Consider the following 25,106-nt stretch of genomic DNA (forward strand, 5'->3'; position numbering starts at 1 on the left):
CTTTCAATCCTCAAACGGATCGGGGCTTTTGTAGCGCATGCCACAGGCCAGACAGGCAGCCTCTCCCTCAATTCGGACATAAAGGGGCCCTGGTGGCGCTTTCGTCACCAGGGCCCCACGCGCGCGTCGCCGCGCCTTCACATCCGAGGAGGTCCCTACTCGGCCGTCACGACGGTGACTTCACCGATGCCGAGCTCCTCGACGGCCTTCTTGATCTGGGCCGCGTCGCCGACCAGAACGGTCACCAGACGGTCCACCGGGAAGGCGTTGACGACCGCCGCGGTGGCCTCCACGGTGCCGGTCTCGGCGAGCCGGCGGTACAGCGTGGCCTGGAAGTCGTCGGGCAGGTGCTGCTCGACCTGGTCGGCCAGGGTGTTGGCCACGGAGGCGGCCGTCTCGAACTTCAGCGGCGCCACGCCGACGAGGTTCTGCACGGCGATGTCCCGCTCGGCGTCGGTGAGTCCGCCCTCGGCGAGCGTGCGCAGCACCGTCCACAGGTCCTGCAGGGCGGGTCCGGTGTTGGGCGTGTCGATGGAGCCGCTGATGGCGAGCATCGACGCCCCGGTGCCGTCCGGGGCGGAGCGCAGCACCTGCCCGAAGGCGCGCACGCCGTAGGTGTAGCCCTTCTCCTCGCGCAGGACGCGGTCGAGGCGGGAGGTGAGGGTGCCGCCGAGGCAGTACGTGCCGAGCACCTGCGCGGGCCACACCCCATCGTGCCGGTCGGGTCCGACGCGGCCGATCAGCAACTGCGTCTGGACGGCGCCGGGACGGTCCACGATGACGACGCGGCCGGTGTCGTCGGCGGTGACCGGGGGCACCGGACGCGGCTCGGCCGCGGAGCCGGTCCAGGAGCCGAGGGTGTCGTCGAGCAGCGCGTCGAGGTCGATGCCGGTGAGGTCGCCGACGACCACCGCGGTGGCCGTGGCGGGGCGGACGTGCCGCTCGTAGAAGGCGCGTACGGCCGCCGAGTCGATGGCCTCGACGGTCTCCTCGGTGCCCTGGCGCGGGCGGGACATGCGCGCGGTCGCCGGGAAGAGCTGCCGGGACAGCTCCTTGGCGGCGCGCCGGGAGGGGTTGGCCAGCTCGTGCGGGATCTCGTCGAGGCGGTTGCGCACCAGGCGTTCGACCTCGCTGTCGGCGAACGCGGGCGCCCTGAGGGCGTCGGCGACCAGGCCGAGCGCCTTGGGCAGCCGGGAGGCCGGCACTTCGAGGGAGATGCGCACACCGGGGTGGTCGGCGTGCGCGTCGAGGGTGGCGCCGCAGCGCTCCAGCTCGGCGGCGAACTCCTCGGCCGTGTGCTTGTCGGTGCCCTCGGAGAAGGCGCGCGCCATGATCGTGGCGACGCCGTCCAGACCGGCCGGCTCGGCGTCCAGGGGGGCGTCCAGCATCACCTCGACGGCGACGACCTGCTGGCCGGGGCGGTGGCAGCGCAGGACGGTCAGACCGTTGTCGAGGGTCCCGCGGGTGGGGGCGGGGAAGGCCCAGACCTTCGGCTCACCCGCCTGGGGCTGGGGATGGAAGTCCATGGGGGCGAGCTCGGTCACTTGGCCGTCTCCTCGTTGTCGTCGCTTGCTTCCACGGTGGCCGCGGACTCCACGTCCTCGGCGTCCGCGTCCGGCACGGTGTCGGTGGGGACGGTCGGCTCGTAGACGAGCACCGCGCGGTTGTCGGGGCGCAGACGGGCCTGGGCGACCTCCCGGACCTCCTCGGCCGTCACCTCCAGCACGCGTGTGACGGCGGTGAGGGCGAGCTGCGGGTCGCCGAACAGCACGGCGTAGCGGCAGAGTTCGTCGGCGCGGCCCGCGACGGTGCCGAGCCGGTCCAGCCACTCGCGCTCCAACTGGGCCTGGGCGCGCTCCATTTCCTCCGCCGTGGGGCCCTCCTCGGCGAACCGGGCGAGCTCCTCGTCGATGGCGGCCTCGATGACGGGCACCTCGACGTCGCCGGAGGTCTTCACGTCCAGCCAGCCCAGCGAGGGCGCCCCGGCCAGCCGCAGCAGGCCGAACCCGGCGGCCACGGCCGTACGGTCGCGGCGGACGAGGCGGTTGTAGAGGCGGGAGGACTCGCCGCCGCCGAGGACGGTCAGGGCGAGGTCGGCCGCGTCGCACGCGCGCGTGCCGTCGTGCGGGAGGCGGTAGGCGCCCATCAGCGCCCGCGCCGGGACCTCCTCCTCGACGACCTCGCGCAGCTGCTCGCCCATGGTCTCCGGCAGCGAGCCGTCGCGCGGGGCCGGCTTGCCGTCGTGGGCGGGGATGGAGCCGAAGTACCGCTCGATCCAGGCGAGCGTCCGCTCGGGGTCGATGTCGCCGACGACCGAGAGCACGGCGTTGTTCGGGGCGTAGTAGGTGCGGAAGAACGCGCGCGCGTCCTCCAGCGTCGCCGCGTCCAGGTCGGCCATCGAGCCGATGGGCGTGTGGTGGTAGGGGTGGCCCTCGGGGTAGGAGAGGGCGGTCAGCTTCTCGAAGGCGGTGCCGTAGGGGACGTTGTCGTAGCGCTGGCGGCGCTCGTTCTTCACGACGTCCCGCTGGTTCTCCATGGACTCGTCGTCCAGGGCGGCGAGCAGCGAGCCCATGCGGTCGGCCTCCAGCCAGAGGGCGAGCTCCAGCTGGTGGGCGGGCATGGTCTCGAAGTAGTTGGTGCGCTCGAAGCTGGTGGTGCCGTTGAGGGAGCCGCCGGCGCCCTGCACCAGCTCGAAGTGGCCGTTGCCGTGCACCTGCGCGGAGCCCTGGAACATCAGGTGCTCGAAAAGGTGAGCCAGGCCGGTACGGCCCTTGACCTCGTGGCGCGAGCCGACGTCGTACCAGAGGCAGACCGCCGCCACCGGGGTCAGGTGGTCCTCCGAGAGCACCACGCGCAGGCCGTTGGCCAGGCGGTGCTCGGTCGCTGTCAGGCCCCCGGTGCCTGCCTGGTCTGTGGCCGTGTGACCCATGGGCATGTACGTCCCTTCGATCGCGGACGCGGTCGTGCAAACCGCGGTCGTCCTGCCGGTCCTGTCACTGTATGCAAGCGTGCGCGGCGCCGGTGAAGTTCCCGGTCCGCCTACGCCGAGGGCGGACGCCGGGCGGGGATCGCGTAGCCTGCGGGCAGCCGTGAGCGGAGCCCCCACTCCGCACCGGGCGGACCGGGCGACGCCGGGTCCTGGTCCGGGTTGTCAGTGTCGCGGTCCACAATGGTCCGCGTCAGATCCAGTTCACGCGTCAGCAAGGAGCCTTGGCAGCGATGGCCCGCCGCAGCACGAAGACCCCGCCGCCCGACGACTCGTACGAGGAGAAGATCCTCGACATCGACGTCGTCGACGAGATGCAGGGCTCCTTCCTCGAGTACGCGTACTCGGTCATCTACTCGCGCGCCCTGCCCGATGCCCGTGACGGCCTCAAGCCGGTGCACCGCCGCATCGTCTACCAGATGAACGAGATGGGCCTGCGTCCCGACCGCGGCTATGTGAAGTGCGCGCGCGTGGTCGGCGAGGTCATGGGCAAGTTGCACCCGCACGGCGACTCGTCGATCTACGACGCCCTGGTGCGCATGGCGCAGCCCTTCTCGATGCGCCTGCCCCTCGTCGACGGCCACGGCAACTTCGGCTCGCTGGGCAACGACGACCCGCCGGCCGCCATGCGGTACACCGAGTGCCGCCAGGCCGCCGCGACCAGCCTGATGACCGAGTCGATCGACGAGGACACGGTCGACTTCGCGCCCAACTACGACGGCCAGGAGCAGGAGCCGGTGGCGCTGCCCGCCGCGTTCCCCAACCTGCTGGTCAACGGCGCCTCCGGGATCGCGGTCGGCATGGCCACCAACATGCCGCCGCACAACCTCTCCGAGGTCATCGCGGCCGCCCGCCACCTGATCCGCTACCCGAACGCGGATCTGGACGCCCTGATGAAGTACATCCCCGGCCCCGATCTGCCCACGGGCGGCCGGATCGTCGGCCTCTCCGGCGTCCGCGACGCCTACCAGTCGGGCCGCGGCACCTTCAAGATCCGCGCCACGGTCGAGGTAGAGACGGTGACGGCGCGCCGCAAGGGCCTCGTCGTCACCGAGCTGCCCTTCACGGTCGGCCCGGAGAAGGTGATCGCGAAGATCAAGGACCTGGTCGGCTCGAAGAAGCTCCAGGGCATCGCCGACGTCAAGGACCTCACCGACCGCGAGCACGGCCTGCGCCTGGTCATCGAGATCAAGAACGGCTTCGTCCCGGAGGCCGTCCTGGAGCAGCTGTACAAGCTGACGCCGATGGAGGAGTCCTTCGGCATCAACAACGTCGCCCTGGTCGACGGCCAGCCCCTCACGCTGGGCCTGAAGGAGCTGCTGGAGGTCTACCTCGACCACCGCTTCGAGGTCGTGCGGCGCCGCAGCGAGTTCCGTCGCACCAAGCGGCGCGACCGGCTGCACCTGGTGGAGGGCCTGATCACCGCCCTCGTCGACATCGACGAGGTCATCCGGCTGATCCGCTCCAGCGAGAACAGCGCGCAGGCCAAGGAGCGCCTGATGGAGCGCTTCTCGCTGTCGGAGATCCAGACGCAGTACATCCTGGACACCCCGCTGCGCCGGCTCACCAAGTACGACCGCATCGAGCTGGAGGCGGAGAAGGAGCGGCTCAACGAGGAGATCGCGGAGCTGACCCGGATCCTCGACTCGGACGCCGAGCTGCGCAAGCTGGTCTCCGCCGAACTGGCCTCGGTGTCCAAGAAGTTCGGCACCGAGCGGCGTACGGTCCTGCTGGAGGCGGGCGGCGTGCCGGCGTCTGCGGTGCCGCTCCAGGTGGCCGACGACCCGTGCCGGGTGCTGCTGTCCTCCACCGGTCTGCTGGCGCGTACGGCCAACGGCGACCCCTTCGCGGACGACGGCGCGGCCCGCCGCACCAAGCACGACCTGATCGTCTCGGCGGTGCCGGCGACGGCGCGCGGTGAGGTGGGCGCGGTGACGTCCGGGGGCCGGCTCCTGCGGATCAACGTCGTCGACCTGCCGACGCTGCCGGACACGGCGGCGACGCCCAATCTCGCGGGCGGTGCGCCGCTGTCGGAGTTCGTCTCCCTCGAAGGGGACGAGACGCTGGTCTGTCTGACGACCCTCGACGAGTCCTCCCCCGGTCTGGCGCTCGGCACCGAGCAGGGCGTCGTCAAGCGTGTGGTGCCCGACTACCCGTCCAACAAGGAGGAGTTGGAGGTCATCACCCTCAAGGACGGCGACCGGATCGTGGGCGCGATCGAGCTGCGCACCGGCGAGGAGGACCTGGTCTTCATCACGGACGACGCCCAACTGCTGCGCTATCAGGCGGCGCAGGTGCGTCCGCAGGGCCGTCCGGCGGGCGGTATGGCGGGCATCAAGCTCACCGAGGGGGCGAAGGTCATCTCGTTCACGGCCGTGGACCCGGCGGTGGACGCGGTCGTCTTCACCGTCGCGGGTTCGCGCGGCACGCTGGACGACTCGGTCCAGACGACGGCCAAGCTGACCCCGTTCGACCAGTACCCGCGCAAGGGCCGCGCCACCGGCGGGGTGCGCTGCCAGCGGTTCCTCAAGGGCGAGGACTGCCTGTCCGTGGCCTGGGCGGGTCCCGCTCCGGCGCGTGCGGCGCAGAAGAACGGCACCCCGGCGGAACTGCCGGAGATGGACCCGCGCCGCGACGGTTCGGGCGTGTCGCTGCCGAAGACGGTGTCGGTGGTGGCGGGGCCGGTCTAGGTCATCTGAGGCTCGTCCTCGGAGCCCTGTACGAAGCGCAGGACGCCCCACATGCCGTACTCGTCGGCGTGCGGGGCGTCGCTCCTGCACGCGTCGAGTTCCTTGGCGAGGGCGGGCGTGTCGATGCCGGAGCCGATCAGCACGAGCTGGGTGAGCCGGTCGCCGCCCGCCCAGGGTTCGGGGCGGAACCGCAGGAAGCGTCCGACGGAGTGCACCGCGTAGCGGTTGTGGCGGTCGTGCGGGCCGAAGTCGACGTACCCCTTGATCCGGTAGACGCCTTCGGGGCGGCTGTCGAGGAAGCCCATCAGCCGGCGCGGGTCGAGCGGCACGTCGGAGACGAAGGAGACGCTGTCGTAGCCGGTGTGCAGGTGCGGGTGCGGCTCGCCGTTCTCGCCGGGTCCGCCGTGCTCGTGCAGGTCGTCGAAGGACAGCTGCCCGACGCGCTCCTCGCTCGGCCGGCAGTCGAAGAGGAACTCGGGGTCGATCCGGCCGTAGGTGGCGGTCACGACCGCAGCGCCGTCGACGAGCCCGCGGACGAGTGTCTCGACGCCGTCCGGGTCCGCGGCCCGGTCCAGTTTGTTGACGACGACGAGGTCGGCGAGGGCCAGATGCCGGTCGATCTCGGGATGCCGGGCCCGGGTCCGCTCGAACTCGGCGGCGTCGACGACCTCCACCAGACCGCCGTAGACGATCGCGGGATGCTCGCTCGCGAGCACCATGCGGACCAGTTCCTGCGGCTCGGCGAGACCGCTGGCCTCGATCACGATGACGTCGATCCCGGTCTCGGGTGCGGCGAGCCGTTCGAGGTAGAGGTCAAGTTCGCCGGCGTCGACGGCGCAGCACAGGCAGCCGTTGCCGAGGGACACCGTCGAGTCCCCGAGGGCGCCCGCCACGGCCATCGCGTCGATCTCCACGGCCCCGAAGTCGTTGACGATCGCCCCGATACGGCTGCCTCCGCCGCGGTGGAGGAGGTGGTTGAGGAGCGTGGTCTTGCCGGAGCCGAGGAATCCGGCGAGGACGACGACCGGGATCTGCGGCGTGTTACGGCTCCGGACCAACGAGCGACCTCTCTCCCGTCGACGCCTGCGCCGGTTCGCGTTCCGGCGTGCGTACGAAGACTTGATGCCGGTCAAGGATACGAGCCGTGGGAGACCGGGCGAAGCACGGCGGGCGGCCGCCCGGGCCGCCGCGACCCGTGTCGGAGCGGGACACGAGCGGGCCGGGAGGCCGCCCCGGGTGTACTCAGGTTAGGCTCACCTTCGTGAGTACCTGCTCAAGTGACTCCCGGGAACTCGACGAGCCCCTCGCGGGCACCGCGGCCACCGCGAGGACCTGGCTGCTCCTGGAGCAGCCGGGGCCGTGGGGTGCCAAGGCCCTCACGTCGAGCCATCTGGATCCCGTGCTGGGCCGAGCCCTGGAGGCGGCGGCCAAGGACACCGGCGTGCGCGTCGCGCTCATCCGCCGCCCGGGACGGCACGCCGACCGCGGCATGTCCACCGCCCGCCAGGTGTACGCCGCGCACACCACCCCGGGGAACGCCTGGCTGCGCTCCGCCACGCTCTGCGACCCGCGCAAACTGCTCGACGTCGACTTCGCCGCGCTCGGCCAGGGCGACCCCCGCACCTTCGACACGGCCCTGCGGGCGGGCCCGCACACGGGCGATCCCCTCGCGCTGGTGTGCACCAACGGCAAACGGGACCGCTGCTGTGCCCTATTGGGCCGCCCGCTCGCCGCCGAGCTCGACGCCTTGGGCATGGACGGCATCTGGGAGGTCACCCATCTGGGCGGGCACCGCTTCTCCCCGACGCTGCTCGTCCTGCCGTACGGCTACGCGTACGGCCGCGCCGAGGCCCACGCGGTGAAGGAGGTCCTGAGCCGGGTGCGGGAGGGGCGGATCGTCGTCGAGGGGTGCCGTGGGAACTCCGCCTGGGAGCGGCCGGGGCAGGCCGCCGAGCTGGCGGTGCGCGCGGCCGTGGGCGAGTACGCGGCGGACGCGCTCGGTGTCGTCCGTACGATCGGCGCGGCTCCCCGCTGGACGGTGACCGTCGCGCACACCGACGGACGCCAGTGGCACGTCGTCGTCGCCCAGGAGACCGCGGCGCCGCCCCGCGCGGAGAGCTGCGGCGCCTCGGTGCTGGGGTCGCCCGCGCGGATGGACGTGGTCGCGGTGCGCGAGCTGAGCGTCGCGAGCGCCCTCGCCGGCTGATCGGCGGCGGGTCGCCGCGACGGGGGCGGTGCCGGTCGAGACGCCCCCCTCGGGGAGCCGGGACGGTCGGGACGGCCCCCGGCCGAGCCGTTCGGGCGGGCCGCCCGATCCGGAGATCCGCCCCACACCCCCTTCGGTCGTGCCGTCGCCTCCACGTACCGTCGTGGGTATGAGCCCCACTCCCCCCGTGCGCCGTCTGCGCCTCGGCCTGCCTCGGCGGATGTTCTCGCAGGTGCTGCTGATGCAGGTGGCGATCGCAGCGGGGGTCGCGGTGCTCGCGACCGGACTGTTCCTCGCGCCGCTCGGCAACCAGCTCGACGACCAGGCGATGCGCCGGGCGCTCGCCATCGCCGAGACGACGGCGGTCGATCCGCAGATCGCCCAGGACGTGGTGAACACGCCTCCGACGGCCGACGGGCCGGTGCAGCGGGAGGCGGAACGGATTCGCGCGGCCACGCGGGCCGAGTACGTCGTGGTGATGGACTGGCGCGGGGTGCGCTGGTCGCATCCCACCCCGGACGAGATCGGCCGGACCGTCTCCACGGACCCGGGACAGGCGCTGGCCGGCCACGAGGTCATGCAGATCGACGACGGCACCCTGGGCCGCACGGCCCGCGGCAAGGTGCCGTTGCGCGACGGCGACGGCGACATCGTGGGCGCGGTCTCGGTCGGCATCGCGTACGACAGCGTGCGGGCCCGGCTGATCCACGCCATCCCGGAGCTGCTCGCCTATGCGGGCGGTGCGCTGGCCGTGGGTGCGCTGGCGGCCTGGCTGATCTCCCGGCGGGTGCAGCGGCAGACCCGTGACCTGGCCTTCTCTGATATCTCGGCGCTGCTGGCGGAGCGCGAGGCGATGCTGCACGGCATCCGGGAGGGGGTCGTCGCCCTGGATCGCGCAGGCCGTATCCGGCTGCTCAACGACGAGGCGCGCCGGCTGCTCGGCCTCGGTGACGAGGCCGTCGGCCGTTCGCTGGACCAGGCGCTCGGCGAGGGCCGTACGACCGATGTGCTGGCCGGCCGGGTGACGGGCACCGATCTGCTCACCGTGCGCGGTCGGCGGGTGCTGGTCGCCAACCGGATGCCCACCGACGACGGCGGCGCGGTAGCCACGCTGCGTGACCGTACGGAGCTGGAACAGCTCGGCAGGGAGCTGGACTCCACCCGCGGCCTGATCGACGCCCTGCGTGCCCAGGACCATGAGCACGCCAACCGGATGCACACTCTGCTGGGACTGCTGGAGCTGGAGATGTACGACGACGCCATGGACTTCGTGGGCGAGGTGGTGGGCGACCACAGGGAGACGGCGGAACAGGTCACGGACAAGATCCGGGACCCGTTGCTGGCGGCGCTGCTGGTCGGAAAGGCGACCGTCGCGGCCGAGCGCGGGGTGGCGCTGGTGCTGTCGGACCGGACCCGGCTCCCGGACCGGCTGGTGGACCCCGGCGGCATCGTCACGATCGTCGGCAACCTGGTGGACAACGCCCTGGACGCGGCCGCCGGGTCGCGGCACGCGCGCGTGGAGGTCGAGGCGCGGGCCGAAGGGGCCACGGTCGTGCTCACCGTGCGTGACACAGGGGCGGGGGTTCCGCCCGGGCACCGCGAGTTGATCTTCACCGAGGGCTGGTCCACGAAGGAGGCTCCGGCGCACCGCGAGCGCGGCATCGGGCTCCCCCTGGTGCGCAGGCTCGCCGAGCGGCAGGGCGGGGCCGCGACCGTGGCCGAGGCGCACGGCGGCGGTGCGGAGTTCACCGTCGTCCTGCCCGAGGCGCTCACCGAGCCGGCCGCGGAACCGGCCCTCACCGGGCCGACGGCCCACCCGACCGTCAAGGAGGAGTCGCGATGATCGAGGTCCTGGTCGTGGACGACGACACACGGGTCGCGCGGGTCAACGCGGCCTACGTCGAGAAGGTGCCGGGTTTCCATGTGGCCGGCGAGGCGCACACCGCGGCCGACGCACTGCGGCAGGTCGAGGAGCTGCCCCGGGTGGACCTGGTGCTGATGGACCACTACCTGCCCGACGACACGGGCCTGTCGGTCGTACGGGAGATGCGCCGGCGCGGCCACCGGACCGACGTGATCATGGTGACGGCCGCCCGGGACGTCTCCACCGTGCAGGAGGCGATGCGGCACGGCGCCCTGCAGTACCTGGTCAAGCCGTTCGCCTTCGCGGGCCTGCGCGTCAAGCTGGAGGCGTACGCGCAACTGCGCCGCACCCTCGACGGCGGAGGTGAGGCCGAGCAGGCGGAGGTGGACCGCATCTTCGGCGCGCTGTCGGCGTCCTCGGAGCCGGGACTGCCCAAGGGGCACTCCCCCACCACGGCGGAGGTGGTCCGGCGCGCCCTGATCGATGCCGAGAGCCCGCTGTCGGCGCAGGAGATCGCGGAACGCACCGGCGTCAGCCGGCAGACCGCGCAGCGCTATCTGAAGCTGCTGGAGCGCACGGGCCGGGCCCGGCTGACCCTCAAGTACGGGGACGCGGGCCGCCCGGAACACCGTTACGTGTGGGCGACCCGCGCCTGAGACCACGGCCGGTGGTGGGAGCGGGGGAAGCGGCCGTGGCCCCGTACCTGGATACGGATCCGGAGCGCGGTTGTCTCCGGCGGCCACCGGTCCGTTACGCCGCCCCCGCTCCGGTGAGGGAACGCACCTCGGTCTCCGCGTGCTTGGCCTCGTCCGGCACCTCGGTGGAGGTGACGGTGCCGAGCCAGCCGGCGACGAAGCCCAGCGGGATGGAGACGATGCCGGGGTTCTGGAGCGGGAACCACTGGAAGTCGACGCCGGGGAAGAGGGATTCGGGGCTGCCGGACACCACCGGCGACAGCAGGACGAGTGTCACGGCCGGGACGAGACCGCCGTACACGGCCCAGACGGCGCCCCGGGTGGTGAAACCCCGCCAGAACAGCGAGTAGAGCAGCACGGGCAGGTTGGCGGAGGCGGCGACGGCGAAGGCGAGGCCCACCAGGAAGGCGACGTTGAGGTCGCGGGCCAGCAGGCCGAGGGCGATGGCGACCACGCCGATCCCGACCGCGGCGACACGGGCGACGGCGACCTCGCTGCGCGGCTCGGTCTTTCGGCGCCGCAGCGACGCGTACAGGTCGTGGGCGACGGACGCCGAGGAGGCGAGGGTGATGCCGGCGACCACGGCGAGGATGGTGGCGAAGGCCACGGCGGCGACGACCGCGAACAGGACCGTCCCCCCGGTGGATCCGGCGCCGCCGCCCAGGTCGAGCGCGAGCAGCGGTACCGCGGTGTTCCCGGCGGCGTTCGAGGCGCGCACCTCGTCGGTGCCGACGATCGCGGCCGCACCGAAGCCGAGGACGATCGTCATCAGGTAGAACCCGCCGATCAGGCCGATCGACCAGACCACCGAGCGCCGGGCCGCCCGTGCGGTGGGCACGGTGTAGAAGCGGGACAGGATGTGCGGCAGTCCGGCGGTGCCGAGCACCAGGGCGACTCCGAGGCTGATGAAGTCGAAGCGTGCCGTCCAGTCGGCGCCGTACTTGAGCCCGGGTGCGAGGAACGACTCGCCGTGGCCGCTGCGTTCGGAGGCGGTGAGCAGCAGTTGGTCGAAGTCGCCGTGGAAGCGCACCAGGACGAGCACGGTCAGCGCGACGGTTCCGCCCAGCAGCAGGACCGCCTTGACGATCTGGATCCAGGTGGTGGCCCGCATCCCTCCCAACGACACATAGATCACCATGAGCGCGCCGACGCCGATGACGGTCCAGGTCTGCGCGGCCTCGCCCTGACCGCCGAGGAGGAGCGCGACCAGGGTGCCCGCGCCCACCATCTGCGCCACCAGATACAGAACGGACACAGTGACCGAGGAAGTTCCCGCCGCGATCCGCACGGCCCGTTCGTTCATGCGTGCGGCCACCACGTCGGCGAGGGTGAACCGGCCGCAGTTGCGGACCAGTTCGGCGACGAGGAAGAGCACCACCAGCCAGGCCACCAGGAAGCCCACCGAGTACAGCAGTCCGTCGTAGCCGTAGAGCGCGATGAGACCGGAGATGCCGAGGAAGGACGCGGCCGACATGTAGTCACCGGCGATGGCAAAACCATTCTCCATCGGCGAGAAGAGCCGGCCGCCGGCGTAGAACTCCTCGGCCGAGCCTTGCCGGTGGCGGCTCACCCAGGTGGTGATGGCCAGGGTGACGGCGATGAACGCGCTGAACAGCAGCAGCGCCAGGGTCTGGTGATCACCCGTCACGAGGCGCCGCCTCTCGCGCCGCGGGTCAGCTCCTGGGTGTCCCAGCGCAGTTCGAGCGCCGCCCGGTCCCGGCGCAGCCGGGCGTGGCGGGCGTAGGCCCAGGTGAGCAGGAAGGTGGTGAGGAACTGGCCGAGCCCGGCGAGCATCGCCACGTTGACCGCGCCGAACACGGGCCGGGCCATCAGCCCCGGTGCGGTGGTGGCGGCGACGATGTAGCAGAAGTACCAGGCGAGGAACCCGGCGACGGCCGGCACCACGAACCTCCGGTACCGGCTGCGCACTTCCTGGAAGGCGGCGCTGCGCTGCACCTCCAGGTAGACCTCCGCGGCCGTGACCTGCTCCGGGCGGGCGGGCGGTGCGGGTGCGGGAACGTCGTCGGACTCGCCCCAGCCGGCGGCGAGGGCGTCGTACCAGGGGTCGTCGTACCGTACGCTCCCCGGCGCCTCGACCGGGTACGCGCTGTCGGGACCACCCTCGCTCGCGCGGAGGTGACCGTTGCTTGAGTGCATGCCCAAGGATGGACAGAACGGGAAGATCCCCGACTCTTGTTCCTTTCCGGCTTCACCCCATCAGGTGATATGCGCTCCGGAGGCGTGTCCCCCGCGCTCACGCGCGGGCCGGGGTGGGCGCGGCCGTTGCCCGGCCGTGCCCACCCCGGCCCACGTACTACGCGTCGATGCGCGAGCGGTCCAGCGTCGCCGCCGAGGAGGAGATGAACTCCTTGCGCGGGGCGACGTCGTTGCCCATCAGCAGGTCGAAGACCTGTTCGGCCGCTTCCAGGTCGGAGAGGTTGATCCGGCGCAGGGTGCGGTGGCGCGGGTCCATCGTGGTCTCGGCCAGCTGGTCGGCGTCCATCTCGCCGAGGCCCTTGTAGCGCTGGATCGAGTCCTTGTAGCGGACGCCCTTGCTCTGGAACTCCATGAGCTTGTCGCGCAGCTCGCGGTCCGAGTACGTGTACACGTACTTGTCCTGGCCCTTCTTGGGCTGGACCAGCTCGATCCGGTGCAGCGGCGGCACGGCCGCGAAGACCCGCCCGGCCTCGACCATGGGCCGCATGTAGCGCTGGAACAGCGTCAGCAGCAGGCAGCGGATGTGGGAGCCGTCCACATCGGCGTCGGTCATCATCACGATCTTGCCGTAGCGGGCCGCGTCGATGTCGAAGGTCCGGCCCGAGCCCGCTCCTATGACCTGGATGATCGCGCCGCACTCGGCGTTCTTCAGCATGTCGGTCACGGACGACTTCTGGACGTTGAGGATCTTGCCCCGGATCGGCAGCAGCGCCTGGAACTCCGAGTTCCGGGCGAGCTTGGCGGTTCCGAGCGCGGAATCGCCCTCGACGATGAACAGCTCGCTGCGCCCGACGTCGTCACTGCGGCAGTCGGCGAGCTTGGCGGGCAGCGAGGACGACTCCAGTGCCGTCTTGCGGCGCTGCGCGTCCTTGTGCTGGCGGGCGGCGATCCGCGTACGTGCCGCGGCGACCGCCTTCTCCATGATCACCCGGGCCTGGGCGGCCGCGTCCCGCTTGGTGGAGGTCAAAAAGCCCTTGAGCTCCTTGGTGATCACGGTGTTCACGATGCGCCGGGCGGCCGAGGTGCCGAGGACCTCCTTGGTCTGACCCTCGAACTGAGGTTCGGCCAGACGCACGGTGACGACGGCGGTGAGGCCCTCCAGGGCGTCGTCCTTGACGATGTCGTCCTCGGCGACGCGCAGCATCTTCTTGGCCCGCAGCACCTCGTTGATCGTGCTGGTGACGGCCGTCTCGAAGCCCGCGACATGGGTGCCGCCCTTGGGGGTGGCGATGATGTTCACGAACGACTTCAGGGTCGTGTCGTAGCCCGTGCCCCAGCGCATCGCGACGTCGACGTCGAGTTCGCGGGTGACCTGGGTCGGCGTCATCTGGCCGTGCGCGTCCAGGACCGGAACCGTCTCCCGGAAGGTGCCCTGACCGGAGAAGCGGAGGACGTCGTTGACCGGCTTGTCGGTGGCGAGGTACTCGCAGAACTCACTGATGCCACCGTCGAAGCGGAACGACTCCTCACCCTTGCTGCCGTCCTGGCCGAGGCCGAGTTCGTCACGCACGACGATGGTGAGGCCGGGGACCAGGAAGGCGGTCTGGCGGGCGCGCTGGTGCAGGTGCTCCAGGGAGAGCTTGGCGTCCTTGAGGAAGATCTGCCGGTCGGCCCAGTACCGCACGCGCGTACCGGTGCGGGTCTTGGGGATCCGCTTGGTCTTGCGCAGTCCCCCGGTGGCGTCGAACTTGGCCTCGGCCCCGGTGCCGGCGAAGGCCCCGGGGACACCGCGCCGGAAGCTGATGGCGTGGGTGCCGCCGTCGCGGTCCACCTCGACGTCCAGCCGGGCGGACAGGGCGTTCACCACGGAGGCGCCGACGCCGTGCAGGCCGCCGGAGGCCGCGTAGGAGCCGCCGCCGAACTTGCCGCCGGCGTGCAGCTTGGTCATCACGACCTCGACACCGGACAGGCCGGTCTTGGGCTCGACGTCGACGGGGATGCCCCGGCCGTTGTCCCGGACCTCGACCGAGCCGTCGTCGTGGAGGACGACGTCGATGTGGTCGCAGTAGCCCCCGAGGGCCTCGTCCACGGAGTTGTCGATGATCTCCCAGAGGCAGTGCATCAGGCCGCGGCTGTCGGTCGAGCCGATGTACATGCCCGGGCGCTTGCGTACGGCCTCGAGCCCCTCGAGGACGAGCAGGTGCCGCGCGGTGTAGTTGGAACCGTCCCGGTCTGCTCCTGCCAGCAGCGCAGTGGACGGCACGGACGTCTCGGCGGTCACGCGGTTCGCTCCTCGCTGAATTTCAATTGGCACCCTTGTGGGTAAGGGCGCGGCTTCGGTCGCCGCTCAGAGGGTACCGAGGCCTGGTAGAGCCGATGTAACGCCACCCTCGTCTCCCGTGAAGACTAGTCCAGTGTCGTATGGGTGTTCGATCCCTCGATGGAGTGAAGTACATATCACGTTCCCTTCCGGGCATGAACCATTTAGGCTCCGGGCACGTCCTCATGAACAAACCGGCAATCCAGCCGGACGGACCGACACCGACCACAGCGCGAACCCGTACGACACACAGACACGCGATACGGCACATTCGCCGCCAACCGGCAGCAGCCAGCCGCCCGGAAAGAATTTTCAACGAGAAGCCCCGAGCGGGAACGAATTCGGGCTGGTTGGATGTTGACCCTGGTACGACAGCTCGTCGAGCTAGAGAAGAGGCGACGTGACTACTGTTCTGACCCCCGCGAGCCCGCTGACGGCCGCCGATCGTTGCGACCGTTGCGGCGCCCAGGCATACCTGCGCGTCGTGCTGCTGAGCGGCGGAGAACTGCTCTTCTGCGCCCACCACGGCCGCAAGTTCGAGCCGGGACTCAAGAAGATCGCCGCTGAGATACAGGACGAGACGGAGCGGCTGACGACCGTTCCCTCCAACGCCTCCGAAGAAGAAGAGCGCTGACCACTCGCGTCCACGACGAGCCAGCTCCAGGCATTAGGCCGGCGTGAGGGCGGCTGCCCCTGATCTCCAGGGACAGCCGCCCTCATGTGTGTCCGAGCCGCCGTGGACCGCTCAGGAGGCCCTACGGGCCCCTTCGGCGGCCTCGGGCGCCCCGTCCCACCCCAGCTTCGTCAGCACGTCGGAGACCCGCGTGTACACCCCTGGGCTGCCCGGACGGCCACAGCCGCTGCCCCAGGAGACCAGCCCGATCAGCCGCCCCTGGGCCACCAGGGGCCCTCCGCTGTCCCCCTGACAGGCGTCCCGGCCGCCGAGCGCCTCACCGGCGCACAGCATGCTGTCGGCGAGGTAGGAGCCGTCGCCGCCGCCCGGGTAGGCGCGCTCGCACAGACCGTCGGCCAGTACGTGCACGCGGGCTGCCCGCAGGCCGGACGCGTAGTCGCCGCCCCCGGTCGCGTCCCCCCAGCCGTAGACCATGGCGGCCGTCCCCGACGTGTACGCCGTGTCCCCGGCCGCCGCCGCCTCGATCACCGCCTCCTGGGGCAGCGGCTCCGCCAGGGTGAGCACGGCGAAGTCCCCCGCGTTGGTGTCGGCGTCGTACCCGGGGTTCACACGGGTCTCGCGGACGGCGATCTCCCGGCCCTCGTCCGAGCGCAGGTCGGTGCGGCCCGCGATGACTCTCAGGTCGGCGACCCGGCCCGGAGGCGCCCCCAGGACGTCCTCGCCCATGCAGTGGGCCGCCGTGAGGACCGTGGAGGGGCCGACGGCCACGCCGCCGCAGAACTGACCCGAGCGGGTACCCCCGAACCGGTCACGGCTGGACAGCGCCACCGTCCACGGGCTGTCGGCCACATCGACCGGGAAACCGCCGACGACGACGCTGTCGGCGGCCGCCGGGGCGGCGGAGGCGAAGGGTATGACGGCCGCGGCGGCGGCCAGGGCCAGCGGCCGGGCCAGCGCCCGGACCAGGGGACGACGCATGACGGACTCCTCACTCAGGGGTTGCCGTGGGAAACCCAGAGTGATCCACCCCGCCGCGCCCCGCACCCGCGCGGAACACGAAGGCCCGGTCCCCACGAGGGGAACCGGGCCTTCGGCGTCGTAAGCGTCCGCGATCTAGTCGAGGTAGTCGCGCAGCACCTGGGAACGCGACGGGTGGCGCAGCTTCGACATGGTCTTGGACTCGATCTGGCGGATCCGCTCACGCGTCACGCCGTAGACCTTGCCGATCTCGTCGAGGGTCTTCGGCTGACCGTCGGTGAGACCGAAGCGCATCGAGACGACGCCCGCCTCGCGCTCGGACAGGGTGTCGAGCACCGAGTGGAGCTGCTCCTGCAGAAGCGTGAAGCTGACCGCGTCGGCCGGGACGACGGCCTCGGAGTCCTCGATGAGGTCACCGAACTCGCTGTCGCCGTCCTCGCCCAGCGGGGTGTGCAGCGAGATGGGCTCGCGGCCGTACTTCTGGACCTCGATGACCTTCTCGGGGGTCATGTCGAGTTCCTTGGCCAGCTCCTCCGGGGTGGGCTCGCGGCCCAGGTCCTGGAGCATCTGGCGCTGCACGCGCGCGAGCTTGTTGATGACCTCGACCATGTGCACCGGGATACGGATGGTGCGGGCCTGGTCGGCCATGGCGCGGGTGATCGCCTGACGGATCCACCAGGTGGCGTACGTGGAGAACTTGTAGCCCTTGGTGTAGTCGAACTTCTCGACCGCGCGGATCAGACCGAGGTTGCCCTCCTGGATCAGGTCCAGGAAGAGCATGCCGCGGCCGGTGTAGCGCTTGGCCAGGGAGACCACCAGTCGGAGGTTGGCCTCCAGCAGGTGGTTCTTGGCGCGGCGGCCGTCCTCGGCGATGATCTCCAGCTCGCGCTTGAGCTTGGGGGCGAGCTTGTCGGCGTTGGCCAGCTTGTCCTCGGCGAACAGACCGGCCTCGATGCGCTTGGCGAGCTCGACCTCCTGCTCGGCGTTGAGCAGCGGGACCTTGCCGATCTGCTTGAGGTAGTCCTTGACCGGGTCGGCGGTGGCGCCTGCCACGGCGACCTGCTGGGCGGGCGCGTCGTCCTCGTCGTCGTCGGAGAGGACGAAGCCCTTGCTCTCGCCGCCCTCCTCTTCCTCTTCGCCGGGCTTGATGTCCTCGAGGACCTCGTCCTCGGCGACCTCGGCGTCGTCCTTGCCGGTGGTCTTCTTGGCCGCCGTCTTCTTGGCCGCCGTCTTCTTGGCGACGGTCTTCTTGGCGGTCGCCGTCTTCTTGGCGGCGGCCTTCTTCACGGGCGCCTCGCCCTCGGCGGAGGCCTCGGCCGCGGGTGCCGCGGGCGTGGCGGTGGCGGTGGCCTTCTTGGTGGTCACCGTCTTCGCCGCGACCGTCTTGGTGGCGGTGCGCTTGGCCGGACTCTTCGCTGCGACGCTCTTTCGGGTGCGCTTGGGCTCCGCGGCACTGACCATCAGCGTCACACCCTCTTCCTCGAGGATCTGGTTGAGGCTGCGCAGTACGTTCTTCCACTGAGTGGCCGGAATCTGGTCAGCTTCGAAGGCCCGACGCACGTCATCGCCGGCGATCTGCCCCTCAGCCTTTCCCCGCTCAATGAGCGCCATGACAGAGACGGACTCGGCGATCTCCGGCGGGAGCGTACGGGATGTGCTGGCCGACACGAACAACCTCTCGGAACGTTGGAAAACGGCTTCCGGCCCCGTCCACAGCGGACAGGAGCCGACCACCGACCTGGGGATGGGCCGACGGTGCGGGCGGGGGCCGGGAAGATGCACAGCGCCTGATGTGGCGTCCGTATTCCCTCCGCGGCTGTCACCTCTTAGGTCATCGCGTTGTTTCCACGAGCGTTACGCCCAATCTGCGTGGCCCGAGTCACACCCCGTAAGCGATCAAATACTGTCAGACCTAGACATAAGGGTTCAGCCGAGAGGTGAGCCGGGTGGCTCGCCGCCTTCGCCGCCGCCCCGCCGCACCCTCGGACCCCGCAGGATCACCGGGATCCTGCGGGGTCCGACGAGGGGCGGTGCGTCGGCCGAGCGATGCCACAGGAGGGGGTGGGCATCCCCGGCCGCGCCGCCCGTGGGGCGCGGTCAGTGCTCGCGCGGGGCGGGCACCACGCGCTCCACCTCGGGGTGAACGGTGAGAAGCTGCCGCATCGCCGCCTCGGCCGCCCCGGAGTCACCGGCGGCGAGGGCGTCGACGATGCGCGCGTGGTGCGCCAGCGAGGACTCGGTCGGACGGTCACAGCCCGTGACCGGACCGCCGGAGACCTGGAGCGCTGCCGAGACGATCCCGGACAGGTGTTCCAGCATGCGGTTGCCGGCGACCTGGAGCAGCAGGGAGTGGAACTCGGCGTCGGCGCGCGAGAAGGTCAGGGCGTCGCCCTGCCCCAGGGCGTGCCCCATGATCTCGACCATGTCGGCCAGCCGCTGCTGGATGTCCTCACGGCCGTGCCCGGCGGCGAGGCGCGCGGCGAGCGGTTCGATCGTCCAGCGCAGCTCGCTCAGCTCCCGGCGCTGGTCGTCGCGCTGCGGTCCGAAGGCCCGCCACTCGATGATGTCCGGGTCGAGGAGGTTCCAGTCGCTGACGGGGCGCACGCGCGTGCCGACGTTCGGGCGGGCACTGACCAGGCCCTTGGCCTCCAGAACGCGGAGCGACTCACGGACCACGGTGCGGGAGACCTCGAAACGCTGTCCGATCTCCTCGGGCACCAGGGGGCGGTCGGCGCCCAGGTCGCCGGAGACGATCATCTGTCCGAGCTGCTGGACGAGTTGGCCGTGCAGCCCGCGTCCACGGCTGCCGGCCGCACGTCGGCCCACGCGGCCCAGCTCCGGTTCCCCGCCCTCCCAGGCGGGGAGTCCGACGCGGTCGGCGACGGGCGCCTCGGCGTAGGGGTAGCGGTCGAGTTCGCCCGGGCCGACAAGACCGGAGTCGGCGGCGCGGGCGGCGGTCATCATGGTGTGCGCAAGGGTACTCACGGATCAGTTGTCGGCGTCCTCCTCAACTCCCTTGAGGTCTTTGGTGAAAAGCACACGAAAGGGTGATCGCTCACCCCGTCGCAATTGACGCCTTATCGGAAAGAAATGGGCTTCCCAAGGGGAGTTGTGTGCACATGAGGTACAGGAAGCTCATTGACGGTCGTCATCTGACCCTTCCGCGCACCGTAGTGAGCAGATACGCGCACAGCAATGCCATCAGGGACAACGTCAGCGCTCCACCCACGGGTTGGGCGATCACCCGCGCCGCGGCCGCCAGATAGCGCTCGCCCCCGAACGGCCACTGCGTCAGCAGCACTTCCCTGAGCCGCATCGGAAACCCGGCCGCCGACCGCACCTCGGGCCCCTCCAGCACCTTGTGCACCACAGGTACGACAAGTACGGGCACCGCCACCACCGCGGCCAGCCCGGCGGCGGTGGACCGGAACACCCCTGCCGCCAGCACCCCGGCCCAGGCGCACCCCACCACCAGCCCCACCCAACTCACCCCCAGCGAAAGCCACTCCGCGGGAACCTCCGCGAGCTCCCGCCCGTATACGAGATACAGCACCTCCGCGTCACACCCCACCGTGAGTACGGCCAGCGCCAGCGCGGTCGCCCCGGAGACCAGGAGCTTGGCCGCCAGCAGCCCCAGCCTCCGGGGCACCGTGCCGCGGTCCGCCGCGAGCGCGGGATGACGGAACTCGTCACCGAACGCCAGCGCGCCGAGCAGCCCCGCCCCGAGCGCCGCCGGCGGCAACGGCAGCTCCCGAGGCCAGGCGGCCAGCAGCCTCGCCTGCGGGGTGTGCCCGACGCGGGCGAGCCCCACGGCCATGACCGCGGAGACCACCAGCACGGTGGCCGCGGTGAGGAACCCGGTCCCGATCCCGGCGGCACGACGGAGTTCGTACCGCAGAGGACGCAGGGGGCTGGGGGCGGAGCGGACGGAGATGGGGGGCGGGAGGGAGGGGTGGGGGGTGGGGGGAGGGGGACCGGGGCTCGGGTCCTGAGAGCCGGGAGTGTCGGCGGCCTCTTCGGCGGCGGCCCCGAGTTCGGCCTCGGCTTCCGCGCCCTGTTGGGCGCCGCCCGTTGCTGCGCCCTGCTGGGCGGCGTCCGCTTCCGCGCCCAGCGCGGTGCCGGGGGGCGCGTTCTGCGCTTCCGTGTCCTGCCGCGCGCTCGGGGTGGTGGCCGCGCCCGGCCCCATGTCACCGATTTCGTCGGCGAGTTGGTGGACGAGGACACCGTGGCGATGGGCGAGATCGCCGATGTCGGCACAGGTGGTGCCGTACACCGAGAGGTGGTTGCCGCTCTCCCGGACGACCTCCACGGAACGCTGTGCCGTGCGGGCGTCCTTGGTGAGCAGGGCGGCGAGGCGGGCGGCGTGAGGGGTGCGGACGGCGACGCGTGGGCGCAGGCGGGTGCGGGAGAAGTCGGCGGCGTCCTGGTCGGCGACGAGCCGTCCCTGGTCGAGAGTGATCACGCGGTGGGCGGTGCGGGCTGCCTCCTTGGGGTCGGACGTGGTCAGCAGGACCGTGCCGCCCTGGACGGCGTGGGCGCGCAGCACGCCGTGGAGCCAGCGGCTCTCGCGCGCGGACAGGCTGTCGGCCGGGGCGTCGAGGACAAGGGTGTGCGGGTCGGCCAGCAGGGCGCAGGCCAGGCCGAGGCGGCGGTCCATGCCGCGGGAGAGGGTGCCGAGGCGCTCGTCGCGCAGGCTGATCAGGCCGACCACTTCGAGGACTTCGTCGGCGCGCCGGACGGGGACTCCGGCGGCCGCGCAGAGCATGCGCAGATGACCGCGGACCGTGCGGGCGGGATGCCCCGGCACATCACCGAGCAGGACGCCGATCTCGCGCGAGGGGTGGGCGATGCGATGCAGGGGGCGGCCTCTGAAGTGCGTGAGCCCACGGCCCTGTTGGAGTTCGAGCATGAGTCTGAGCGCAGTCGTCTTGCCGGCTCCGGCTGCTCCGAGCAGCGCGGTGACATGGCCCGCGCGCGCCTCGAACGAGACGTCGTCGACGGCGGGCGGAAGCTCCTTGCGAGGGTCGCTGGTCAATCCGAAGGCCTGGATCACCCGAAGCAAGATAGCGCGCTATGTCCGGTTTTGCGGGCAGCGCAAGGCCCTTACGGCGGACGGCAGTCGGTGCGCCCGGCCGCCTGTTCACTGTTTCCGCCCGGGCTCGGCCCCCGCGGGTTGCCGCTGTTCGTCTCAGACTTCGGGGCGGAGCATCGGGGGGTTGAGGAGGGTCGCTCCGCCGGCCCGGAACAACTGGGCCGGTCGCCCGCCCTGGCGGGTGGTGGTGCCGCCGGTGGGGACGAGGAAACCCGGCGTACCGGTCACCTTGCGATGGAAGTTGCGCGGATCGAGGGCCACTCCCCAGACCGCCTCGTAGACGCGGCGGAGCTCGCCGACGGTGAACTCGGTCGAGCAGAACGCCGTGGCCAGCGACGAGTACTCGATCTTCGATCGGGCCCGTTCCACGCCGTCGGCGAGGATCTGAGCGTGGTCGAAGGCGAGCGGGGCGAGGGGTTCGCCGTCGCGGCCGTAGCCGCTCTGCTGGAGCAGTTCCTCGACCGGTGCCCAGCGGGCGTTGCTGGCGTCGCCGCCGGCGCGTGGGGCGGGCAGGTCGGGGGCGAGCGCGAGATGCGCGACGCTGACGACGCGCATGCGCGGATCCCGCTTGGGGTCGCCATAGGTGGCGAGCTGCTCCAGGTGCGCACCGTTGTCCTGGACCGGTGCGGCGGGGTCGTGGGCACGCATGCCGGTCTCCTCGGCGAGTTCGCGCGCCGCGGCCTGGGACAGGTCCTCGTCCTCCCGTACGAATCCGCCGGGCAGGGCCCAGCGCCCCTGGAAAGGCGGTTCGCCCCTGCGTACCGCCAGCGCGCACAGGGCATGGCGGCGCACGGTCAGCACGACCAGGTCCACGGTTACGGCGAAGGGCGGAAACGCTGACGGGTCGTAGGGCATGCGGCGATCATAGTCGTCTTCCTGACGATAAACACTCCCTTCTTTGGTTCGTCGAGATCGCATCGACCGGTGATCGAGTCGGTTTTGGCTTGGGCGGCTTGGATGCGCGGCGGGGCTTGGATCGAGGATGGGCCCTGATCGGAGGCGGGGCTGTGAACGCAGGGGCGGGGTGTGGGTGCCGGGCGGAGTGTGGGTGCCGGGGCGGAGTGTGGGTGCCGGCACAGGGCAGCTTGGTCGTGGGTTGTTGGTCCGCGTCACACTCCGAGTTGGAGTCCGTCCGCGGCTTCTTCGACCATGGCCGTTCCCAGGCGGCCGACCCGTACCGAGAAGGGGGCGCCCGCGACCCGCAGGCCGGTGAGGACGATCTCGCCGAGGGGTGCTCCGGCGGCGGGGCGGAGTGCGACGGTGCCCGCGGGGGCGTCGGGACGGATTCCCGCGAGGCAGGTCAGCAGGAGCACGCCGGCGGCAGCGGCGGTGGCGGCGGGTCTGCAGGCCGCCGGATGGGGAATCGGGGCGCTCCCCTCGGTGCGCTGCTCTCCGCCGTACATCTCGGGGAGCCGGTGGCCGAAGGCCTCGGCCGCCGCCAGGACTCCGCGCAGCAGTCCGGTCGGCTCCCGCTCGTATCCGGCGGCGAACAGGCCGGCCACGGCGACGGCCGTCTCGTGGGTGCGGACGGCTCCGCCTCTGTGGCCGAAGGGGTTGAACCCGGTCTCCTTCGCGCTCAGGCCGCGCAGTCCCCAGCCGGAGTCCATCGCCGGGCCACCGAGGAGTCGGGCGAGTTGCTCGGTCTGCACCTTGTCGAGGAGTCCGGGTGCCGTCTCGCCTCCGCCGAGCAGGCCGGTGTCGAGGAGGTGTGCCGTGGCCGCGCCGAAGTGGGGTACGAGCCGTCCGTCCGGGGCCCGGGCGACCGCCGGTCTGCCTCCCGCGAGGTCGTCGATCCAGAAGTCCCGCTGGAAGGCGGTGCGCAGAGTCCTCGCCCACTGGCGCAGTCCGGGCCCGCCGGGCCTGCCGAAGGCGTCGAGCAGGTCGGCGCCGAGCAGGGCCGCGCGGTGGGCGTGTGCCTGGGTCTCGCACCGTTGTGGTCCGCCGGGGTGGGGGTCCTGGAGGTAGGTGCCGTCGCCCACGGTCGTCCGCAGCCAGGTCAGGCACCGCTCGGCGGTGGGGAGCAGCGCCTCCGTCTCCTTGTCCGGGAGCCCCCAGCGGCGGGCCTCGGCCAGGAGCGCGGGGAAGAGCAGCGTGGCTTCCGTGGCTGTGCAACCGGCCGGCAGATGCGTGCCGGCATCCCGGCGCGGCCCGGGGATCAGTCCGGACCGCGGCCCCGCGTCCCCCAGCTGGGTGCGGGCCAGCGTCCGCATGGTGCCCGCGGCGAGCCGGGTTCCCAGAGGCAGGATCATCCTGGCCGCGGCGAGCGCGTCGGCCGGTGCCAGTCCACAGCGCCAGGGCACTCCCGCGGCGAGGTGGGTGTCGGTGGGATGGGCGGGATCGCGCAGCAGCAGGGCTTGGAGGTCCTCGACGGAGGTGCGCAGCAGCGCCGGTGCGCCGGGGTGGTCGCCCGAGGCGCGGGCGGAGGCCAACGCACTTGGCGTCGAAGCACGACCGCCCACCGCCCTGCCTTGTCCCGTTCCGTCGGACCGCACGCGCAGTTCCACGCTCGCGCTGCCTCCCGGTGGCAGCTCGAACTCCCAGCGCAGCAGGCCCGCGGAGGCCAGGGCGTCGGTGGGTGGCGGGGTGGCCGTGACGGCCGAGCTCACCGCGTCGCCGGTCCAGCGCAGGCCGGAGTCGTGGACGCTGGCGGGCAGTTCGCGACCGGCGGCGCCGGCGGCGATGGTGCCCAGGTCGGCCAGGTCCGTGCCCAGGGCCACCTCGACCGGGAGGCGCAGGGGACGGGTGGCCGCGCTGCGTAGGGTGATCCGCTCGGTTCCGTCGGCGTGCCGGACACGCTCGACGACGACGTCCGGGTCCGGGCCGGCGTCCGGGAAGGCTCGGAGCGTCCCGACGAAGCGCGCCCGGTCCGCGCCGGTCATCCCGGCGTGCACGGGAACGGGTTCGCGTCCGGCGACTCGCACTTGGCATCGGGCGAGCACACGGCGTCCCGCTCTGTAGAAGCCCTCCAGTCCGCGACCGGTCAGTTGCCCCTGCTCGGTGGAGATGGCGAGTGCGGGGAGGGCCACGCAGATCAGGGCGGTGTGCGTGGGGGGCAGGTCGATGGGTCGGCGGGGTGGTGGGGGCACGGCTGCCGCTGCGGTGCGGTGGGCCGTGGCCGCGGGCGGCGGGGTTGTGCTCGGCGCGCCGAGCGGGGGCGTGTCCGGGGCCTGTTGGACCCGGGAGGCTGTTGCGCCTGACACACCTGAGGGCGGGCGATGGCTGCCGTCCGGACGTGGATCGTCGGTCGCGCTCCCTCGACGCGGCTCGGCGTGCTCCGGGACGGAGGACGGTTCGGGCCAGGGGCCGGGTGAGCGGTCGTGGTGGGTGGCGGAGGGAGGAGTCGGCTGGTGCATGGGGCGGCTTCCTCTGCGCTCTGCGTACCTGGGGCGTGTTCGGCGCCGGGTGGGGGGGTCCGGATGCACATGAACGGGTCGGCGGTGCGGCCCGGCCAGGTGTTCCGCCACCCAGGTGAACGGGGTGACCC

Annotated in this window: 17 protein-coding genes; 5 read left to right on the forward strand and 12 right to left on the reverse strand. The window is 71.7% G+C overall.

The genetic code is table 11. The annotated features are described in order from the left end of the window. Positions 1 to 155 precede the first annotated feature (155 nt). Positions 156 to 1,544 (reverse strand): M16 family metallopeptidase, encoded by a 1,389-nt coding sequence (locus ABT296_RS24110; RefSeq protein WP_351930656.1) that lies wholly within the window; start codon positions 1,542 to 1,544, stop codon positions 156 to 158. After that, entirely contained in the window at positions 1,541 to 2,935 is a 1,395-nt protein-coding gene (locus ABT296_RS24115) for a M16 family metallopeptidase (RefSeq protein ID WP_351930659.1), read from the reverse strand. Before ABT296_RS24115 ends, ABT296_RS24110 begins: the two co-directional genes overlap by 4 nt. A 284-nt stretch (positions 2,936 to 3,219) precedes the next feature. Between ABT296_RS24115 and ABT296_RS24120 the strand changes: the two genes are divergently transcribed. Next, positions 3,220 to 5,676 carry a DNA gyrase/topoisomerase IV subunit A gene (locus tag ABT296_RS24120; RefSeq protein WP_351930661.1) on the forward strand — a complete coding sequence of 819 codons (2,457 nt, stop codon included), beginning with the start codon at positions 3,220 to 3,222 and terminating at the stop codon, positions 5,674 to 5,676. On the opposite strand, the gene ABT296_RS24125 is transcribed toward ABT296_RS24120, so the two are convergent. Further along, entirely contained in the window at positions 5,673 to 6,734 is a 1,062-nt protein-coding gene (locus tag ABT296_RS24125) for a CobW family GTP-binding protein (protein ID WP_351930663.1), read from the reverse strand. The two genes, ABT296_RS24120 and ABT296_RS24125, sit on opposite strands and share 4 nt — an antisense overlap. Positions 6,735 to 6,937: 203 nt before the next feature. Between ABT296_RS24125 and ABT296_RS24130 the strand changes: the two genes are divergently transcribed. From ABT296_RS24130 to ABT296_RS24140, 3 genes are all read left to right on the forward strand, one after another. After that, complete coding sequence (locus ABT296_RS24130; RefSeq protein WP_351930665.1) at positions 6,938 to 7,882, forward strand: ferredoxin family protein; 945 nt, start codon at positions 6,938 to 6,940, stop codon at positions 7,880 to 7,882. A 169-nt stretch (positions 7,883 to 8,051) separates the two neighbouring features. Beyond that, positions 8,052 to 9,725, forward strand: a complete 1,674-nt coding sequence (locus ABT296_RS24135) for a sensor histidine kinase (RefSeq protein WP_351930667.1) — start codon at positions 8,052 to 8,054, stop codon at positions 9,723 to 9,725. After that, positions 9,722 to 10,402, forward strand: a complete 681-nt coding sequence (locus tag ABT296_RS24140; protein ID WP_351930669.1) for a response regulator — start codon at positions 9,722 to 9,724, stop codon at positions 10,400 to 10,402. The genes ABT296_RS24135 and ABT296_RS24140 overlap by 4 nt, the downstream gene beginning before the upstream one ends. Positions 10,403 to 10,496: 94 nt before the next feature. On the opposite strand, the gene ABT296_RS24145 is transcribed toward ABT296_RS24140, so the two are convergent. The 3 genes from ABT296_RS24145 to ABT296_RS24155 all read right to left on the reverse strand — a co-directional run bounded on the left by ABT296_RS24145 (position 10,497) and on the right by ABT296_RS24155 (position 14,879). Next, on the reverse strand, positions 10,497 to 12,089 hold the full coding sequence (locus ABT296_RS24145; RefSeq protein ID WP_351930671.1) for a monocarboxylic acid transporter: 1,593 nt from the start codon (positions 12,087 to 12,089) through the stop codon (positions 10,497 to 10,499). Continuing rightward, positions 12,086 to 12,598 carry a DUF485 domain-containing protein gene (locus tag ABT296_RS24150; RefSeq protein ID WP_351930673.1) on the reverse strand — a complete coding sequence of 171 codons (513 nt, stop codon included), beginning with the start codon at positions 12,596 to 12,598 and terminating at the stop codon, positions 12,086 to 12,088. Before ABT296_RS24150 ends, ABT296_RS24145 begins: the two co-directional genes overlap by 4 nt. Before the next feature lie 157 nt (positions 12,599 to 12,755). Next, positions 12,756 to 14,879, reverse strand: coding sequence for a DNA gyrase/topoisomerase IV subunit B (locus tag ABT296_RS24155; protein ID WP_351930675.1), 2,124 nt, complete (start codon positions 14,877 to 14,879; stop codon positions 12,756 to 12,758). Between the two features lie 439 nt (positions 14,880 to 15,318). Here ABT296_RS24155 and ABT296_RS24160 point away from each other — a divergent pair, with 439 nt between their 5' ends. After that, on the forward strand, positions 15,319 to 15,552 hold the full coding sequence (locus tag ABT296_RS24160) for a DUF7455 domain-containing protein (protein WP_351930677.1): 234 nt from the start codon (positions 15,319 to 15,321) through the stop codon (positions 15,550 to 15,552). A gap of 111 nt (positions 15,553 to 15,663) precedes the next feature. Here ABT296_RS24160 and ABT296_RS24165 read toward each other — a convergent pair whose 3' ends face one another. The 6 genes from ABT296_RS24165 to ABT296_RS24190 all read right to left on the reverse strand — a co-directional run bounded on the left by ABT296_RS24165 (position 15,664) and on the right by ABT296_RS24190 (position 24,975). Then, entirely contained in the window at positions 15,664 to 16,530 is an 867-nt protein-coding gene (locus ABT296_RS24165; RefSeq protein ID WP_351930679.1) for a serine protease, read from the reverse strand. Positions 16,531 to 16,665: 135 nt separating this feature from the next. Then, positions 16,666 to 18,198, reverse strand: coding sequence for an RNA polymerase sigma factor (locus ABT296_RS24170; protein WP_351930681.1), 1,533 nt, complete (start codon positions 18,196 to 18,198; stop codon positions 16,666 to 16,668). Between the two features lie 429 nt (positions 18,199 to 18,627). Then, positions 18,628 to 19,515, reverse strand: coding sequence for a FadR/GntR family transcriptional regulator (locus ABT296_RS24175; protein WP_351930683.1), 888 nt, complete (start codon positions 19,513 to 19,515; stop codon positions 18,628 to 18,630). Positions 19,516 to 19,678: 163 nt separating this feature from the next. Next, a complete protein-coding gene (locus ABT296_RS24180; RefSeq protein WP_351930685.1) occupies positions 19,679 to 21,583 on the reverse strand; it encodes an ATP-binding cassette domain-containing protein in 1,905 nt (634 codons plus the stop codon). 135 nt (positions 21,584 to 21,718) lie between these two features. Then, a complete protein-coding gene (locus ABT296_RS24185; protein ID WP_351930687.1) occupies positions 21,719 to 22,477 on the reverse strand; it encodes an NUDIX hydrolase in 759 nt (252 codons plus the stop codon). Between the two features lie 254 nt (positions 22,478 to 22,731). Then, positions 22,732 to 24,975 (reverse strand): amylo-alpha-1,6-glucosidase, encoded by a 2,244-nt coding sequence (locus ABT296_RS24190; RefSeq protein ID WP_351930689.1) that lies wholly within the window; start codon positions 24,973 to 24,975, stop codon positions 22,732 to 22,734. Positions 24,976 to 25,106 lie beyond the last annotated feature (131 nt).

This window comes from Streptomyces sp. NPDC000983, from assembly GCF_040299205.1.
Lineage (GTDB): Bacteria > Actinomycetota > Actinomycetes > Streptomycetales > Streptomycetaceae > Streptomyces.

Excerpts from the sequence above, each read along its gene's own strand:
- ABT296_RS24190 (WP_351930689.1), bottom strand. The coding sequence starts at position 24,975 with ATGCACCAGCCGACTCCTCCCTCCGCCACCCACCACGACCGCTCACCC.
- ABT296_RS24115 (WP_351930659.1), bottom strand. The coding sequence starts at position 2,935 with ATGCCCATGGGTCACACGGCCACAGACCAGGCAGGCACCGGGGGCCTG.
- ABT296_RS24185 (WP_351930687.1), bottom strand. The coding sequence starts at position 22,477 with ATGCCCTACGACCCGTCAGCGTTTCCGCCCTTCGCCGTAACCGTGGAC.
- ABT296_RS24165 (WP_351930679.1), bottom strand. The coding sequence starts at position 16,530 with ATGCGTCGTCCCCTGGTCCGGGCGCTGGCCCGGCCGCTGGCCCTGGCC.
- ABT296_RS24135 (WP_351930667.1), top strand. The coding sequence starts at position 8,052 with ATGAGCCCCACTCCCCCCGTGCGCCGTCTGCGCCTCGGCCTGCCTCGG.
- ABT296_RS24120 (WP_351930661.1), top strand. The coding sequence starts at position 3,220 with ATGGCCCGCCGCAGCACGAAGACCCCGCCGCCCGACGACTCGTACGAG.
- ABT296_RS24150 (WP_351930673.1), bottom strand. The coding sequence starts at position 12,598 with ATGCACTCAAGCAACGGTCACCTCCGCGCGAGCGAGGGTGGTCCCGAC.
- ABT296_RS24140 (WP_351930669.1), top strand. The coding sequence starts at position 9,722 with ATGATCGAGGTCCTGGTCGTGGACGACGACACACGGGTCGCGCGGGTC.